The sequence below is a fragment of the Shewanella oncorhynchi genome, assembly GCF_030848765.1.
Classification (GTDB): Bacteria; Pseudomonadota; Gammaproteobacteria; order Enterobacterales; family Shewanellaceae; genus Shewanella; species Shewanella oncorhynchi.
Genome location: NZ_CP132914.1, coordinates 1,413,233 through 1,431,541, shown reverse-complemented (window position 1 = coordinate 1,431,541; position 18,309 = coordinate 1,413,233). Strand labels below are relative to the sequence as shown.

Here is an 18,309-nt window from a genome sequence, read left to right as displayed (position 1 = left end):
TCCTGAATTTAAGAAACTAAGCCGGTATATTTTTCATATTGTTCTAATGCAGCTTCAGCCTCTTCCCAGTTATAAAATTTAATTGCACCTGTAGGACAAACTTGCGCGCAGGCAGGTTTACCGTTACATAAATCACATTTGACGGCTTTCATTTTACTGCGAACAACTTTAATGACTTGCTGAGGACACTTATCTGCACAATAACCACATCCGACACAACGTTCTTCATCAATCACTTTGGCGCCAGTTTGTTCGTTCGTTGAAATAGCTTGCTGTGGACAAACTTCAGTGCAAACTTCGCAGTGGCGACAAGTGGAAGGAACAACGGTTTTATCGCCGCATTCTCCTCGTTGTATTTCATAGTCAAATTGCACACCGTGTGGGCCATAGTTCATATTTCTTTCTACTTTAACGCGGGCAAGTGTCGGACTGCTATCCCCTTCATGGTTCCAACCACAGGCAATTTCACAGCGTCTACAGCTAACGCAAACCGTAGGGTTCACCACCATGAGTCCACCAGGCATGACCTCTACTATCTCTTGGCTATTACTGTCACTGCCACAACCGGTCAGAAAACTTATTAATGTTCCGCTATAAACTGTACCGACAGCAACGCCCATACCGCCTTTAAGCATTCCTCTTCTGGTAATCATATTTGATCCTTTATTAGTCAAAGCAATATAATTAAAATATGCATACACTTTGATTCCCGACAATTTATGCTAAAGTAATTATGTCTTTGATTTTTAACCTGCGTCACAATTACCCATATTGGGGCATTATTAGATCAAGTTACACGACATGCGTCAGAGTAACGTTTTCAAGAATTAACAATTCAACATCTAGCAAATTTAAATATTGCCTCACTTCAAATAACCTTAATATAATTAACAAATAACTTTTAAATTTTGTTAATTAAGTGCAACTAGACTTATAACTAAGTTAATATCTATACCGCATACATTCCGATTAGAGTCCCGACAGAATCTAATTAAAAAGGAATGGAAAATGATGAAAACGAATACCCGTTCTCAATGGAAAATCTTTACGCCAATGGCAGTCGCAGTCTGTCTGATGACAGCCTGTTCCGATGGTGACGATGGGAAAGAAGGTCCACCAGGGATTGTGAGTATCAGCATTGAACAAGCGGATACACTCAAAGCGACAATAGAAAATGTGGTTATCGATGCGCAAACCCATGTTCAGGTCGATTTCTTCCTCAGCAATGCCAATGGTATTGCGGTCACAGGACTAGAAAACCTGAAGGAGCTAGATACCTTAGGTGTCGGTATTGCCAAATTAGCACCGCCGCAGGAGCACTATCAAATCACCCAAGCCGCGGCGAATGCTATGGCAACAACTGGCGCTGAAGTCACTAACTCTGCAGCAAGCGCGACAGATGCTGCGTTGCAATGGACCAGTTACATCAATAATCAAGTAGAACCTGCCACAAATGCCCAAGCGAATGCACAGACTCAGTGGCAAGCAGGCATTGAAAGCAACTGTAAAACGGCTTGTCTAACCTCCTTAGGCGCGGGCCAATACCGTTACACTTTGAGTAAACCACTCACGGGTTACTCACAATTTACGGGGATAGATACCCAGTACTCACCTGAGCTCACCCACAGGATTTACCTAGAGTTAAAACCGTTAGCAAACAGCCCAATCGACACTCAGTTGATCAACAGCGTGTACGATTTTGTGCCCGCCACAGGACAGACCGTCGCTGCGGATATGGGCCGTAAAGTGATCGCGCCGGAACAAGCCTGTTTTCGATGCCATAACCCAGACTTAGCCAATACCGATACTCGCCTTTTGATGCACGGCAATAAACGTTTTGCCTTTGAGGGCTGCGTTGTCTGTCACACGACTTACTCTGGCGATCCTGAAACGGGTAATAGCCTTGATATGGCGACATTGACACACCAGATCCACCAAGCCAAATATCAAATTGTAGGTTACAAGGGACAGCTATATGACTACGCCAATGTGACCTTTCCCGGTGATATGGCCCAATGTCAGCAATGCCATATTCCCGGCGCAACGGCGCAAAGTGGCAATAGTAATATCCCCAGTAAAACCGCGTGTCTTGACTGTCACAAAGCGCAAATTCCAGCAGATTGGAATGGCACTGTAGCGGGGTTATTCCACAATAGGGAAATTTTTGCCAACCCATGGGCACTGGGCTGTAGCGGCTGCCACCCTGATAGCACTAATCCTGAAGGTGTCGGGCTTTTCCACAATGCCGCCGTGAAAACAGCCACTAAGCTGGTGAGCGATTACCAAGTTAAGTTACTGAGTTCGCAGCTAAGCGTTGAAGCTAAGACCCTTGCAGTGACATTGCAAGTGCAGCAAATGGAGCAACTGCCCGCCAGTCAACCTATGATAAAATCCTTCTGGTTGATTGCCACAGGTGAAACAAATAGCGCGAACATGCCAATCAATAACGGCCAGCGTAAAGTGTGGGATTTATTAGCAAACACGAGCGACGTCGCCTTAAAAATTACCGCGCCCAATCAGCTAACCGTCACTATATCTAACCTGTCGGCAGCCGATTTTGGCGATCTGAGTCAGTCAAAACTCTACAGTAAACTGGTGCTCTGTGCCGATAAAAATACCGGCTTTGCCGTTAACTGTAATATCGCAAATCAAGAGGTGAGTCTCAGTGCCATTAATTCGCTAAGCCTGCAAGGTCAAGCTGTTACGGCAAAAGCTAAGGTCGATGAACAGGCCTGCCGCCAATGTCATGATCAAGGATTAGAAGATAGAGTTCTGTCAGCGCATCAAATGAAAGGAGTTTTTGAACCCAATAGCAGCTGTGGCACCTGTCATGCGCCGCAAACGGCAACCGCACTGACCGATGGGCAATGTCAAAGTTGCCACAGTAATGATGCGATTATGTATCTCAATGCCAATGTGATGCATACTCCTGGGGCCAGCCAAATCAAGCCCTATCGCACCATCAACAATACTTTGAGCTACAGGGAAATGGTGCATTCACTGCATGCGGGAACCCGCACTGTAGTGGGTTTTGATAATCCACGTCCCGAACTCACTTACCCTAATGCAAAAAATAACTGCAGTGTTTGCCATAGCGCAGGACAGCTCAGTCTCGAGGGGCTAAGTGCACAACAATCCCTGTTAGTTGCGACACCCGATGCCGCCAACATAGGGCAAATTGCCGAGTACTCACCAACCTTAGCAACCTGCACGGCTTGTCACACGCTTATCGATAGTTTAGTCGTCCATGCACGCAGCTTTGGCGGGGTTTACCAAAGCGATGCCAGCGGTGGTCGAATTTACCAATCAGGACAGGAGTCATGCGCAACCTGTCATGCCGAAGGTCGCTCATCGGGGGTCGACAAGGTACACAAATAAGCCGTTAGATTTGATTTAATGCCCCAAAAAAAACCGCTCACCATAATGGTGAGCGGTTTTATTTCATTCGTCCTATTGATCAATCTTTTATCCGCACAAGGCTCAAAAGAGCAACGGCGAGTGCTTTACTTGATTTGACTTAGTTTAATGTCGTTGAGATTAAGGCTTGAGCACACTTTGGCTCTCTACTACCTGCGTTTGGCTATAGTCCTTAGGTCTAGAGTTCGACAAGGTCACACCACTTAAGGCTTCGGCGGTTAAGGTGTTATTACCGTTCAATAAATCATTCAAGGTTCCAGAGTCGCCATTCACTAACCCTAACTCCCTGAGCATGGCATCGATAACAGGCGCATTGGCGCGATAGTTTAACGCTGCACTGGTCACTTGCTCTGCGATGCCACCTTGATGGTGAGCACCTTCGCCACCCACAGCAAATTGATGACCTGCACCATAACCTTGAAGAATCTTAATACCTTCGATGTTTTCTAACGGCTTAACGGCTTGGGCCACAATTTCAGGCAAAGCCTTCAAAATGGCGAGGGATTTTTGCAGGGCGATCTGCTCATCACTCAAGACGTTTTCTGCTTCATAAAGTGCTTGTTTACCTGCAGCTTCAACGGCATAGACTTTTTCATCCGCTTCAGCCTGCAGTTTTTTCGCATCGGCACTGGCGCGCGCTTCAATCAGAATCGCACTCGATCTGTCTTCAGCGGCACGTTTCTCAGCTTCGGCCTGCACTGTTACGCCGACTGCATCACGCTCAGCTTCCTTACGGGCATCAATCACTTCAATCTCTTTGCGACGATTAGCTTCTGCCACTTGGCGCGCTGTGATTACCGCTTCTTCTTTTTCAACTTTCAGTTTTTCGGCTTCAGCTGCACGGGCACGAGCTGCTGATTCTTCTTCAGATTTGGCCGCAACCGCAATGCGTTTTTCCTGCTCAGAAACTTCAATATCCCTTTGCTGTTGAATGCGCGATTGCTCAATCGACTTATACTTTTCAATCTCACGGGTTTCGATATCTTTGGTCTTTTCGATTTCAGCGGTTTCAATGGCGCGCTCTTTGGCAATCTCGGCTTCGCGTTCTTCACGAGCCTTGTTTTCTTTCTGCTTAATAATCTCCGCTTTTTGATCGGCGCGTTTAAATTCTAACGACTGTTGCTGGATCAGGCGCGCTTCTTCTTCCGACTTTTCAATCTCTAGGGATTCCTTTTCAGCTTCGAGGTTACGCTGCTCGATCTTAATGCGGTTTTCCTGCTGAATATCGTTAGTTTCTTTGCGTTTCTCTTCGATAATCTTCGCCAGACGCGCACGACCTTCGGCGTCAAATGCGTTGTTTTCATTAAAAAACTGCAAATCAGTTTGATCGAACCCCGTTAATGAAACCGATTCGAGTTCGAGACCGTTTTTCTCCAGATCGTTGGCGACGTTATTTTGCACCCGTTGCACAAAATCGGCACGCTGCTCATGCATCTCTGTCATGGTCATTTCGGCGGCCACGGCACGCAGCACGTCGACAAACTTGGACTCCATCAGCTTTTTAAGCTCTTCAACACGGTTTGTACGCGTGCCTAAGGTTTGCGCTGCCATTGAAATACCATCGGAATGTGGGGCTACACGCAAGTAGAAATCGGCCTTCACATCGACACGCATTCTGTCCTTAGTGATCAGCGCATCTTTCTGGGTTTTCTCCACTTCGATACGCAGAGTGTTCATGTTTACCGAGATGGTTTCATGTAATACAGGCAACACAATAGCGCCGCCATCTTTAATGATTTTCTCACCACCAAAGCCGGTACGCACAAAGGCCATTTCTTTGGTTGCACGTTTATATAACTTGGCGAAAATTAACCCGATCACAATGAGGCCGAGTAGCACCATACCCGCAACGAGCAAAATAAAACTACCGGATGAACCTATGTTTGTTAACACATCCATTTGATTTCCTTTCAATTGATTTATGGCTTGGGAAGATTAATTATCAAAACGCGTAGCAGACCAGACTCGGCCTTCGCGCTTAAGCAGCACGACTTGAGTGCCTGAGGCAAACTCGATATCCGAAGTTTCGGGCTCGACTAAAACGTAATGTTTTTGTTGATGTTTATCGCGAACGACAGCTTCAGAGGGCATGCCTTTAATTGCGCAACCTAAGGTGATAGTGCCGACATAGCCGCTAAGATCATCTAGCGAGATCGCACTCGATTCATTTTTAGGCAAATGATCAGCAAGTACTCGGCCAAAATAACGGCAAGAAAATGCACTGGCGACAATAGCAATGGGTAAAGTGAACAGTTGCGGCAGTAAAAAACCGGCAACACTAACACTGATAAAATTGACGATATAACCCGCAATCGCAAAACTGGTCAGCGCAAGCACAAACCAAATAAGTAATGGGAGTCTATTTAGACACAGCCAACCGGCAATGCCCGTGAGTCCACCCGCGCCCACATCAGCATCATATTCCACATCAGCAGGCACCCATTGGTCTAACGCACTTAACATGCTTAAACCTATGAATAATGCGAAGACTTCAAACACACCAAGGGCCAGTACACAGGCAAAAGCTATGGTGTAAGGTAAATTAGGCTGTTCAACTAAAAACGCCCACATAGTCATCTCCTTGAACAATACAGCATTCCATTTATTTCACTGTAATTATCGACTTAACCACAACAGAATAGCAAGGCAAGCACAATTTCCAAACTAAAAATTGTCCCTAAAACAGATTTGACTATTACTCTGCTGCGCCAAAATCGCGTGGCCATCTTCGCTGCTAGTACCCTATCGAAAACCACTTTAACACTTCAACGCCCCTTTTAACTTAGCGCGCTAGCGCTGCAAATAGCCGCAATCACCATACATGGCGTAGATGCCATTTCTTCAGGAGCAATAAATGGCCTTACCTCAAGTGCGTTACTATAGCGTTAAGGTCAGCCCACTGAGTCCTGCATCTTTAGGTTGTTGAGTATACTGTTGACGTCATTGTATTATCATCCTGTTATTGTTATTTATTCGCGCAGGATTTGATGCGCCAGAAGGGAAATTCCATGGACTCACCCAAGAGCAAAGTACCAACACCAAGTTACGATAAACTGACAGCACATTTTCAAAAAATTTCTCACTTTGAACATTTCAGCGCTCTAGGTGACTGGGATCAAGCAGCCATGATGCCTATGGGCGGTAATAGCGATCGCGGCGATGCAATGGCTGAACTGGCGCGACATATCCACACACTCAAAACCTCAACCGTATTAGCTGAACACTTACACGGCGCGACGGACGAATCTCTCACAACGGAACAACAAGCCAACCTGCGGGAAATGCAATACCAATATCAACAAGCAAATTTAGTGCCCGGCGATCTCGTGCAAGCCAAAACTAAAATGGCCTATCAATGTGAGAATGCGTGGCGTGAACAACGTAAAAATAATGACTGGCAAGGCTTTAAACCAAACCTTAAAGCCGTAATTGCACTTGCTAAGGAAGAAGCGCAGATCCGCGGCGAAGCCCAGAATATTTCCCCCTATGATGCCCTGCTCAATAAATTTGAGCCGGGAATGACCTCGGCAAAGCTGGAGCAAACCTTTGGCGGACTGAAAGATTGGCTACCGACACTTATCCAAGAAGTGCTGGCTAAACAGGCAAACGAGCCTAAGTTAACGCTAAATGGTCCCTTCGATGTTAGCGCGCAGCAAGCCCTTGGCCGAGACGTAATGGATTTTCTGGGGTTTGACTTTAACCACGGTAGGCTGGATATCAGCAGCCATCCATTTTGTGGCGGCGTGCCAAGCGATGTGCGGATAACGACCCGCTACAATGAGGCCGATTTTAGCAGTGCTATCATGGGCATAGTTCATGAAACAGGCCATGCCAGATACGAGCAAGGTTTACCTCAAGCGTGGCGCGGACAACCTGCGGGACTGGCGCGTTCTATGGGTATCCACGAGAGCCAGAGTCTATTCTGCGAAATGCAACTCGGGGCAAATCCGGCATTTTTACGCCAATTGCAGCCTAAAATTGCGCAACATCTTCATTGTCATTTTAGCGCCCAAGAATTAGCACAGCATTACACCCGCGTAGCGCCCGGACTGATCCGCGTCGATGCCGATGAAGTCACCTATCCTTGCCACATTTTACTGCGCTTTGAGGCAGAAAAAGCCTTTATCGACGGCAGCTTAACCGTAGAGGATTTGCCTGATTTTTGGTCGACGCAGATGCAACAACTACTGGGGATTAATACCGATGGCAACTACCTAGACGGTTGCATGCAGGATATTCATTGGGCCGTTGGTGAACTAGGGTATTTCCCAAGTTACACCTTAGGCGCCATGTATGCCGCCCAATGCCGTTTTGCGATGGAAAAAGCCTTAGGGCCAATTGAAACCCTAATCGATACAGGCAAGTTGAACTCGGTATTCCAATGGCTGAGTGAACACATTTGGTCTAAGGGATCTTTGCTCACAACCGATGAACTGATACGCCAAGCAACGGGCGAAACCCTAAATGGTCAATATCTTGAGCGTCACCTGCGCCAACGATATCTGGGCATTTAACCGCTGCTAATGCTTAAAAGCGCTGAAAGCTCAGTTTATACGGGTTTTAAAGCGCTTTATATTGCCGCTGGAGCCTGCATTTTAACGCTGCTTGAGGTTATAATGCCGAGCTTATTTGAATCAGGACTCTTTCCACGGAGTTCCTTCAACAGAACTCTTGAAACAGGATAAATGTCGGCCATGTTACTGCGTGCAATCACCCCAGAGGATTGGGATGCCATTTTAGCGATCCAAGACGAGTGTTACTCACAACTGGATCCTGAGCCACTGCACGTACTGCAAAGTAAATGGCAGGTATCACCTCAGTCCTGTTTTGTGTTCGAAGTGGATAAGTCGGTTGTCGGTTATTGCTTGGCTCACCCTTGGACCGCCAATATGCCGCCCGCGCTATATCAGCCCATCACACATTTACCCAAGGCTGATACCTTATACCTACACGATATTGCGATTTCGGCCAAAGCCCAAGGTTTAGGCGCCGGCGCTAAGGCGCTGACCCGCCTAACACTATTGGCGGATCGCTATAATCTCAATTCCTTATCCCTCGTAGCCGTACAAGGTGCCGACAGCTATTGGCTTAAAATGGGTTTTAAACCTAAGGCAATCGATAAATGCCTTGGCAGCTATACTGACGATGCTATGTATATGATTTATAAATTTAATCATAGAGATGAAAAATGAATCCAACCCTAACCACTATCGGTTTACTTTGCTTAAGTAATATTTTTATGACCTTTGCTTGGTACGGGCATTTGAAAACGCTAGGCTCAAAACCTTGGATTATTGCGGCCTTAGTGAGCTGGGGTATCGCCCTATTTGAATACTTGCTGCAAGTGCCTGCTAACCGTATCGGCTACACAGTAATGAATGTCGGCCAGTTAAAAATTTTACAAGAAGTCATCACCTTAAGTTTGTTTGTCCCCTTTGCCTATTTCTATATGAAAGAACCATTGAAGCTCGATTATCTGTGGGCAGGACTGTGCATCTTAGGTGCTGTGTATTTTATTTTTAGAAGTGAATTTAATTAATTTCAGACTTATTTCAGGAGAGCTCCCCCCCATGGCCCGTCAAGTCACTTATACCTTCAAAGGTAAGACGAAAACTATCGCCTTTAGCTACGACAAACACCATGATTTATATGAAGCTGTGGCCGAAGCCGAAGGCATAGATCTGACCAAATTTTTGGCTATGGAACAACAAGTCGCCATGACATCTCGTAAAGGTGCCAAGGCTGAAAAAGAATTCAGGAAAGTAGAGTTTGCCCGCTTTGGTTTTAGCAATATCCACTTTGTCAGAGATGAAGAACCTGAAGCCTAGGCTAATGTATTAATTGTTTTTTGTATTAGCTTTAAGCACTTCAATAACAGGACACTGTAATGCTCAATACCGAACATGCTAATTTCCCCCGCGCAGGATTCTTCCGCCGCCTAGGCGCTGCAATTTACGATTCGATGTTAGCCGTGGCCGTCTATATGGTTGCGGGCGCAATGGGCTTTGGGATTTTCTACGGCCTCACCGCTTCAGGACTGGCTGGCATGAATGGCTTTGAACATGTCTCAGATGCACTCAATGGCACGCCGGTTTATCAGGGAATTTATCAACTCTGGCTTGCCTTGTGTGTCGGCACTTTCTACGCATTATTCTGGAGTAAGGGCGGTCAAACCTTAGGGATGCGCGCTTGGCGGCTTAAAATTCAACATCCTAATGGCCAAAACTTAAGTCTAATCACTGCCTACGCTCGCATCATTTGGTCACTGCTCGGCATTGGCAATTTATGGATTTTAATCAATGATGATAAGCGCGCACTGCAGGATATGATGACTCGCTCAGAAGTTGTCGTGCTGTCTAAAGAAGCCAACCAAATGCGTAACTGGCATGGGGCATAAGTTTATTCTTAAGTAAATCCGAAATACAAAAAACGACGCAAAAGCGTCGTTTTTTATGGACTATTTTTATGGACTATTCTTAATTGACAAAATCCGGAGTAAGAAGTAATAAGCTGCGTATCATCGCCGGATAAAGTAGAAGGCAACGCCAGTAAACAACAAGCTTGGCGCAACAGCCCCCACATAAGCGGGTAGCTCATACACTATACTCATTGGGCCAAAAATCTCATTACTGATATAAAAGCTAAAACCTGCTACGACCCCAAGTAATACGCGCGCGCCCATAGTCACTGTCCGCAGCGGACCAAATACAAACGACAGTGCCACTAACATCATCACTGCGACCGTCACGGGCTGCATCACCTTGCGCCATAAAGCAAGCTCATAACGGCTGGGATCTTGACTGTTAGTTTTAAGGTAATCAAGATAACCGACCAGACCACGTATAGATAACGCCTCGGGTTTAATCGACACTACGCTGAGCTTATCTGGCGTTAAACTTGATTGCCATTGGTCTTCTTCAAGATACTCAAGCACGACTTTTTCATAGCTTAAATCGGTACGTTTAACGTCAAATAAACGCCAGCGATCTTGGGAAAAGACCGCTCGGTCTGCGTGAACTACATTGGTGAGCTTAAGTTCGCTATTGAATTTATAAAGCGTGATATTGCTGAGTTTATTGATGTTTTCAACTTCACCAATATTAACGAACAAATCACCATCCTTTGCCCAAATTCCACGATGGGACTTAATTAAACTCCCACCAGAGAGTTTAACAGCTTGCAACTCATTGGCTTTTTGCTCAGCAATCGGTGCGCCCCACTCTCCTAAAACCATCACCAATAACATCAAAGGCACAGCAGTTTTCATCGCCGACATAGTGATCTGCAAACGTGACATGCCAGAAGCTTGCATCACCACAAGTTCGGAATTCGATGCCAACATTCCCATACCAATCAAAGCGCCTAGCAAGACGGCCATAGGGAAAAACATTTCAATATCCCGTGGCACTAAAAATAAAACATAGATGCCAGCATCCATCATGCTGTAGGTGCCACGGCCAACTAAACGCAGCTGATCAACCCATTTGATGATGCCCGACAAACCAGTCAACACCAGCAAACAAAGCGCTGAAGTGCTTAACAATATTCTGGCGATATAAAGGTCTAATATCTTCATGCTGCCACCTTCTTATAGGCAAACAAGGACGATATACGACTGAAAATAGGCCTATCTTTGCCGAGCAAGAATAACCCCATCAAGAGCGCAGAAACATGGATCCACCACATACCTAAATACAGTGGAATAATCCCATCTTGCAATGCCTTACGTCCCGCGACCATTAGCCCAAAATAGCCAAGATATAAAAGTACTGCTGGGAACATCTTAGCAAACTTACCTTGGCGCACATTCACCCGCGCCAACGGCACAGCAATTAGTGTCATAATTGGAATCGCGAGCGGGATAGCAAGACGCCAGTGGAATTCAGCAGCGGCTTCAGCACCTTCAATTTTCACGAGTTCATCAACGGGCAATGCAGATAACTTACGGCGACGCTCATCAACTTGCTGCTCTTTAATTTGCATTTTATAACCACCAAATTCGATCATTTGGTAGTCCTTCGCCTTCGGGCTGCCTTGATAACGCACGCCGTCATTCAAGTTCAATTGTTGAGCACCTGAACTATCTTCCTGTACTCGTCCACCTTTAGCCACCACGACATTGGTCACGCCAGTTTCATCATCAGGATCTGGCAACTGGGCTACAAACACTTTATCTAACTCGTTATCTTTACCAATACGCTCAACAAATAATACCGCGCGACCATTGGGACTCGCCTGAAAACGCCCTTGGATTAAGGCGGCAAGACCCGCTTCAGACTGGGCTTTTTCGAGCACTTGGTTTTGCTGTTCTTCTGCCCAAGGAGCAACATAAAGGGATAAATAGCCAGTAAACAGCATATTGATCACGGCGAGGATCAGCGTTACGCGGGTGACATACCACTCACTGACCCCAACACCGTGGAGAATGACCATTTCATTTTCGGAATACATACGGCCGTGGGCCAGTAAAATACCCAAGAACAAACTTAACGGCAGCACTAAGATCACCAGATAAGGCAAGTTAAGCCCAATCAGAGTCATGATTAAAGAGGCGGGAAAATCGCCGTCGGAGGCATCGGCCAGTATACGCACGAAATGCTGGCTAATAAAAATAGTTAACAGCACTAAAAGTACCGCAATTTGTGCCTTTAAAACTTCTCGAATAAGGTATTTAAATACAATCACAGGCAGGATCCGGTCTCTAAACTTATCTTTTTGCTGGTAACAGACTAACTTTCATGTAAACTGTTTACTTTTGATAGTTTTCTGACCAGCTTCAGGGGTTCTAGGTAAACTTAACGTCACGAAATGCGTGACTCAAGCGCCGAGAATAAATCACCTTTGGAGTAATAACTTAGGCCCTTTTCGGGACAAGCAGACATTATCCAATAAATATAAAAATTTGTCTTTAAGAATCTAGGAGTGCTCATGGAGTTTAGCGTAAAGAGCGGTAGCCCCGAAAAACAACGCTCAGCCTGTATCGTGGTCGGTGTTTATGAACCCCGTCGTCTGTCGGGTATCGCGGAGCAATTAGATAAAATTAGCGAAGGTTATATCAGTAACCTACTGCGTCGCGGCGATCTGGAAGGTAAACCTGGCCAGATGTTATTGCTGCACCATGTTCCTAACGTATTGAGTGAACGTGTATTATTAGTGGGTTGTGGCAAAGAACGAGAACTAGACGAACGCCAATACAAGCAAATCATCACTAAAACAATCAACACCCTTAACGAAACGGGTTCAATGGAAGCCGTTTGCTTCTTAACTGAACTGCACGTGAAAGGACGAGATACTTATTGGAAAGTACGTCAAGCGGTTGAAACCACTAATAGCAGTCTTTATAGCTTTGATGCCCTGAAGACCCGCAAAGGTGAAACTCGCCGTCCACTGCGTAAATTAGTGTTCAATGTCCCGACTCGCCGTGAATTAACCTTAGGTGAGCGCGCCATCGAGCATGGTATGGCAGTATCTGCTGGCATGCATTTATGTCGCGATGTAGCCAACATGCCACCGAACATCTGTAATCCAGCCTATTTAGCTTCTCAAGCACGCCAAATGGCTGAAATACACGACACTCTGCATGTCACCACTATCGGTGAAGAGCAAATGGCCAAACTGGGCATGAACTCATACCTTGCAGTCGGTCGCGCCAGTGCCAATGAATCCATCATGACTGTGATGGAATACAAGGGCGCTGTCGATAGCACAGAAAAACCAATCGTATTAGTCGGTAAAGGGTTAACCTTCGACTCGGGTGGTATTTCATTGAAGCCTGGCGAAGCCATGGACGAAATGAAGTATGACATGGGTGGCGCAGCGGGTGTTATCGGCACAATGAAAGCCATCTGTGATATGAAGTTACCTATCAACGTTGTGGGTATTCTGGCTGGCTGTGAAAACATGCCATCGGGTAATGCTTACCGTCCAGGTGACATTCTGACCACTATGTCAGGTCAAACCGTTGAAGTGTTAAATACCGATGCGGAAGGCCGTCTAGTCCTATGTGACGTATTAACCTATGTTGAGCGTTTCGATCCTGAATTAGTTATCGATACTGCAACCCTGACTGGCGCGTGTGTGATTGCCCTTGGTAAACACGCATCGGGTCTGTTCTCATCGCATAACCCTCTGGCACACGAGCTATTAAGTGCCGGTGAGCAAAGTGGTGACCGCGCATGGCGCATGCCATTGTGGGATGAGTATCAAGATATGCTCGACAGCCCGTTTGCTGACATGACCAACTTAGGTGGCCGTCCAGCAGGAGCTATCACAGCAGCATGTTTCCTTTCTCGCTTTGCTAAAAAGTACAACTGGGCTCACTTAGACGTTGCAGGCACAGCTTGGAATAGCGGTGCTAACAAAGGTTCTACGGGTCGTCCAGTGCCACTATTGACTCAGTTCCTGATCAATCGTGCTGGTGTTGAACTCGGCGAATAACCAACTATCCGGCCTTAGTGTGTTAAAGGCTCGATAAATGAAAGGCGAAGATTTTCATCTTCGCCTTTTTTATTTTCTTAATTTAATCAGAAAATCGATTTCCTGAATAAGAACTTGAATAAAAAACTGAACAACTAATGGTTTTAGAATAATTTTTCAAAGAGTTATAGCTCTACCCTCTTCATCTCCAACGGTTTGAAAGCATCCCATTAAGTCCAGCCTGACAGTGATAGATAAAACCTCACCGTAAGGTTTGCCCTAAGCATTAACCCATACTGACTTTTAGTGTAAACTGCAGCTCTCGTTCGCCACTAAAACAAGTGAAGCAAGGCATTGAAATCATGACTCAAGTGCTGTTTTATCTTATGCCGCCAGTGGCATCGCCTGCCAAAGCCAAGGCTGATTCACCTGTTGAAACCGCGAATGCGAACCCTGCACTTTGCGAGATGCATCTTCTGGCATGCCAACTGGCGCAACAGGCTTTTGTGAAGCAACAATGGGTCTATATCCATTGCCAAGATAAACAGCAAGCCCATGCAATTGATGAACTTTTATGGCAGTTTGAGCCAAGTGCCTTTGTACCTCATAACCTCAAAGGTGAAGGCCCGATGACGGGATCGCCGGTAGAAATTGGTTTTGATCGCCTCGGCGCCAACAAAAGTCGCCAAGTTCTGATTAATCTTGCAGACCAAGCGCCCCCATTTGCGGTAAACTTTGGCCACATTATCGATTTTGTTGCCAATGACGATCAGCATAAAGCGGTCGCTCGCGAACGTTATCGACAGTATCGCGGCTTAGGGGTCAATTTACAGACCCAAGACTTAGCAACACATCCACTTAATTAGTTTGAGACAGACACGTTCCCATGGAAAAAACATACGATCCGCAGTCCATCGAGCAAACGCTTTACCAAAATTGGGAAGAGCAAGGTTACTTCAAGCCACACGGCGATGAATCCAAAGGCAATTATTGCATTATGATCCCGCCACCTAACGTGACGGGCAGCTTGCACATGGGCCACGCCTTCCAAGACACCATTATGGATACCTTAACCCGTTACCAACGGATGAAAGGCAAAAATACCCTATGGCAAGTCGGTACTGACCATGCGGGTATCGCCACCCAAATGTTGGTTGAGCGTAAGCTTGAAGCCGAAGAAGGCAAAAATCGCCATGACCTAGGTCGCGATGCCTTTATGGATAAAGTGTGGGAATGGAAAGCGCAATCGGGCGGCACTATCACTAAGCAGCTACGTCGTATGGGCGCTTCTGTAGATTGGGACCGCGAGCGTTTCACTATGGACGAAGGCTTGTCCAAGGCCGTGCAAGAAGTGTTTGTGCGTCTGTACGAAGACGAGTTGATTTATCGCGGTAAGCGTTTGGTCAACTGGGATCCAAAGCTGCACACAGCTATCTCTGATTTAGAAGTGGAAAGCAAAGAAAAACAGGGCCACATGTGGCATCTGCGTTATCCACTGGCCGACGGTGAACTGACAGCCGATGGTAAAGACTATTTAGAAGTCGCTACCACGCGCCCAGAAACCATGCTCGGCGACAGTGCGGTTGCAGTGCATCCCGATGATGAACGCTATCAAGCGCTGGTCGGTAAGTTTATTCTGTTGCCGATTGTTAACCGCCGCATTCCTATCGTGGCCGACGATTACGTCGACATGGCCTTTGGTACAGGTTGCGTGAAGATCACCCCGGCCCATGACTTTAACGACTATGAAGTCGGTAAACGTCACAACCTACCCATGTTCAACGTGCTGACCTTAGATGCCGCCATTCGCGTGAGCGCCGAAGTGGTGAACTCTGACGGTACCTTTAACAAAACGCTCGATGGCAGCCTGCCTGAACGCTTTGCCGGACTTGATCGTTTTAAAGCCCGCGATGCTATCGTCGCTGAATTTGACACTTTAGGGCTGCTCGAAAAAATCGCGCCTCACGCCTTGAAAGTGCCTTACGGCGATCGCTCCGGTGTGGTTATCGAGCCGATGCTGACCGACCAATGGTATGTAGCTGTTGCGCCAATGGCGAAAACCGCTATCGAAGCCGTTGAAAATGGCAGCATTAAATTTGTGCCGCAGCAATACGAGAACATGTACTTCTCGTGGATGCGCGACATTCAAGACTGGTGTATTTCGCGTCAATTGTGGTGGGGTCACCGCATCCCAGCTTGGTACGACGAAAACGGCAAAGTCTATGTCGGCCGCAACGAAGCCGAGGTACGTGCTAAGCACAATATTGCCGACTCAATGACATTACGCCAAGACGAAGACGTACTGGACACTTGGTTCAGCTCAGCCCTGTGGACTTTCTCGACCTTAGGTTGGCCTGACAATTTAGAAGATTTAAAAACCTTCCACCCAACCGACGTGTTGGTGACAGGTTTTGACATCATCTTCTTCTGGGTTGCCCGTATGATCATGATGACCATGCACTTCATCAAAGATGAAGACGGTAAACCACAAGTCCCGTTCAAAACCGTCTACGTAACCGGTCTTATCCGCGATGAAGCGGGTAACAAGATGTCAAAATCTAAGGGCAACGTACTCGATCCATTAGACATGATAGACGGTATCGGCCTTGAAGATCTCGTTGAAAAACGTACCGGTAATATGATGCAGCCACAACTGGCCGCCAAGATTGAAAAGAGCACTCGCAAAGAGTTTGCTGACGGTATAGAAGCACACGGCACTGATGCACTGCGCTTTACGCTTGCGGCAATGGCATCAACGGGTCGTGACATCAACTGGGATATGAAGCGCTTAGACGGTTACCGTAGCTTCTGTAACAAGTTATGGAACGCCTCACGCTACGTGCTGATGAACACAGAAGATCAAGATTGCGGCCCTGGCTCACCAGAGTACAAAGGTGGCGAGATGGAGCTGTCGTTAGCCGATCGCTGGATTATTGGCTTGTTCAATCAAACCGTTAAGACCTTTGACGATCACATGACGAACTATCGTTTCGACTTAGCGGCCAATACCCTGTATGAGTTCACTTGGAACCAGTTCTGTGACTGGTACTTAGAGTTAACCAAACCGGTATTGCAAAACGGCAGCGAAACGCAAATGCGCGGCACCCGTCACACCTTAGTGACAGTGCTTGAAGCGATGCAACGCCTGATGCACCCTATGATGCCGTATATCACTGAAACCATTTGGCAGCGCGTTAAACCGTTAGCCGGTGTCGCAGGTGATACCATTATGCTTGCGCCATTCCCAACATTTGATGCCGCTAAAGTCGATAGCGCAGCAATGGCCGATTTAGAATGGGTTAAGCAAGTGATCGTAGCGGTGCGTAACATTCGCGCCGAACTGAACATTGCCCCATCTAAACCGCTAAATGCCCTACTTCGTGGTGTTAGCGCGCAGGATAAAGCCCGTGTAGAAGCGAACCAAACCTTCTTCACTACGCTTGCCCGCTTAGAAAGCATGACCATTTTAGCCGATGGCGAAACTGCGCCTATGTCGACCACAGGTTTGATTGGCGAAATGGAGCTGCTGATCCCTATGGCAGGCTTAATCGATGTCGCCGCCGAAATGGCCCGTATCGACAAACAGCTTGAAAAGCTCGGCCAAGAGATAGCTCGCATCGAAGGAAAATTGTCGAACCAAGGCTTCGTGGCAAAAGCCCCTGCCGACGTTATCGACAAAGAGCGCGCCAAGATGGCCGATCTCAAGCGAGATATGGACAAACTCAATGAACAAAAATCTGAGTTCGCTAAGTTAGAAGCTTAAACTTCTCATTTACTCTGATTCACTTGTTATGATTGGTTCTAACTGAATGAAGGGCAGCCACTTGGCTGCCCTCCTTGTATCTATATCGCTGCAATCTATGAGCAATTATGAGCCTTAATCTACGTTCTTGAGCCAGATGCCGCCTTTAACCCGAGCCAACTCTAAACACTGCAACCTACTGCACTGTATTGAAACCACCTCACCATACACCCTCATCACTCCCCGTGGCCTATCGCTCATGAGCTCACACGTAGCCCATCACTGCCGACATACGTAAACACCACACATATAGACTAAAGAACAGCTAATACCTCCCGAGACAGCTCTGAGAGACTGACATTGAGTGCTGACATAGATATCCAATGTCGTCATAGACTCTCAACACAGGCAAAAGCAGATTCTTCAGTGAGTTGAACCTAAGAAAGAGAAGTGTTTAAAGCGAAATGGCTAAAGATAGCGATACCGAAGATACTAAGGTAAGGCAAAAGATGATGATGCAAAGTTAAGGTTAAACCTAAGCGGGTAAAAATATAATGAGTTAAACCATTACAGATTAAAAAATAAAAAAGCCCTGCAATTGCTTGCAGGGCTTATCTATATGGTGCGCGTGGAAGGAGTCGAACCTCCGACCGCCTGGTTCGTAGCCAGGTACTCTATCCAGCTGAGCTACACGCGCAAACTCGTTTTTGTACTTCTAAGATTCAATTAAGATT

Annotated in this window: 14 protein-coding genes and 1 tRNA gene; 9 read left to right on the top strand and 6 right to left on the bottom strand. The window is 46.6% G+C overall.

Annotated features, from left to right (window positions below):
* Nucleotides 1-8: 8 nt before the first annotated feature.
* Nucleotides 9-653, bottom strand: a complete 645-nt coding sequence (locus RA178_RS06450) for a 4Fe-4S dicluster domain-containing protein (RefSeq protein ID WP_105251824.1) — start codon at nt 651-653, stop codon at nt 9-11.
* Nucleotides 654-1,008: 355 nt separating this feature from the next.
* On the opposite strand from RA178_RS06450, the gene RA178_RS06445 reads away from it, so the two are divergent.
* The gene (locus tag RA178_RS06445) at nt 1,009-3,378 is read left to right on the top strand and encodes an OmcA/MtrC family decaheme c-type cytochrome (RefSeq protein ID WP_306684975.1); all 2,370 of its coding nucleotides are present in this window, start codon (nt 1,009-1,011) and stop codon (nt 3,376-3,378) included.
* A gap of 159 nt (nt 3,379-3,537) precedes the next feature.
* Here RA178_RS06445 and RA178_RS06440 read toward each other — a convergent pair whose 3' ends face one another.
* Entirely contained in the window at nt 3,538-5,316 is a 1,779-nt protein-coding gene (locus RA178_RS06440) for a flotillin family protein (protein ID WP_306684974.1), read from the bottom strand.
* 36 nt (nt 5,317-5,352) lie between these two features.
* Nucleotides 5,353-5,988, bottom strand: a complete 636-nt coding sequence (locus RA178_RS06435) for a YqiJ family protein (RefSeq protein ID WP_131523602.1) — start codon at nt 5,986-5,988, stop codon at nt 5,353-5,355.
* Between the two features lie 437 nt (nt 5,989-6,425).
* On the opposite strand from RA178_RS06435, the gene RA178_RS06430 reads away from it, so the two are divergent.
* From RA178_RS06430 to RA178_RS06410, 5 genes are all read left to right on the top strand, one after another.
* Entirely contained in the window at nt 6,426-7,931 is a 1,506-nt protein-coding gene (locus RA178_RS06430; RefSeq protein ID WP_173243518.1) for a carboxypeptidase M32, read from the top strand.
* Between the two features lie 180 nt (nt 7,932-8,111).
* Nucleotides 8,112-8,609: a GNAT family N-acetyltransferase gene (locus RA178_RS06425; protein WP_113939489.1), complete on the top strand. Its 498-nt coding sequence runs from the start codon at nt 8,112-8,114 to the stop codon at nt 8,607-8,609.
* Complete coding sequence (locus RA178_RS06420) at nt 8,606-8,956, top strand: DMT family protein (RefSeq protein ID WP_006082592.1); 351 nt, start codon at nt 8,606-8,608, stop codon at nt 8,954-8,956. Before RA178_RS06425 ends, RA178_RS06420 begins: the two co-directional genes overlap by 4 nt.
* Nucleotides 8,957-8,987: 31 nt before the next feature.
* The gene (locus RA178_RS06415) at nt 8,988-9,245 is read left to right on the top strand and encodes a DUF2960 domain-containing protein (RefSeq protein WP_006082593.1); all 258 of its coding nucleotides are present in this window, start codon (nt 8,988-8,990) and stop codon (nt 9,243-9,245) included.
* A gap of 59 nt (nt 9,246-9,304) precedes the next feature.
* Entirely contained in the window at nt 9,305-9,814 is a 510-nt protein-coding gene (locus tag RA178_RS06410; RefSeq protein ID WP_131523600.1) for an RDD family protein, read from the top strand.
* Nucleotides 9,815-9,934: 120 nt separating this feature from the next.
* Here RA178_RS06410 and lptG read toward each other — a convergent pair whose 3' ends face one another.
* Nucleotides 9,935-10,993 (bottom strand): LPS export ABC transporter permease LptG, encoded by a 1,059-nt coding sequence (gene lptG / locus RA178_RS06405; protein ID WP_105251819.1) that lies wholly within the window; start codon nt 10,991-10,993, stop codon nt 9,935-9,937.
* Nucleotides 10,990-12,102, bottom strand: a complete 1,113-nt coding sequence (gene lptF, locus RA178_RS06400; RefSeq protein ID WP_173497554.1) for an LPS export ABC transporter permease LptF — start codon at nt 12,100-12,102, stop codon at nt 10,990-10,992. The genes lptG and lptF overlap by 4 nt, the downstream gene beginning before the upstream one ends.
* 243 nt (nt 12,103-12,345) lie before the next feature.
* Here lptF and pepA point away from each other — a divergent pair, with 243 nt between their 5' ends.
* From pepA to RA178_RS06385, 3 genes are all read left to right on the top strand, one after another.
* On the top strand, nt 12,346-13,854 hold the full coding sequence (pepA, locus tag RA178_RS06395) for a leucyl aminopeptidase (RefSeq protein ID WP_006082597.1): 1,509 nt from the start codon (nt 12,346-12,348) through the stop codon (nt 13,852-13,854).
* 341 nt (nt 13,855-14,195) lie between these two features.
* The gene (locus tag RA178_RS06390; protein ID WP_131523599.1) at nt 14,196-14,699 is read left to right on the top strand and encodes a DNA polymerase III subunit chi; all 504 of its coding nucleotides are present in this window, start codon (nt 14,196-14,198) and stop codon (nt 14,697-14,699) included.
* A 20-nt stretch (nt 14,700-14,719) separates the two neighbouring features.
* Complete coding sequence (locus RA178_RS06385) at nt 14,720-17,596, top strand: valine--tRNA ligase (RefSeq protein ID WP_306684973.1); 2,877 nt, start codon at nt 14,720-14,722, stop codon at nt 17,594-17,596.
* Nucleotides 17,597-18,195: 599 nt separating this feature from the next.
* Here RA178_RS06385 and RA178_RS06380 read toward each other — a convergent pair.
* Nucleotides 18,196-18,272 (bottom strand) — tRNA-Arg (locus tag RA178_RS06380).
* Between the last annotated feature and the right edge of the window lie 37 nt (nt 18,273-18,309).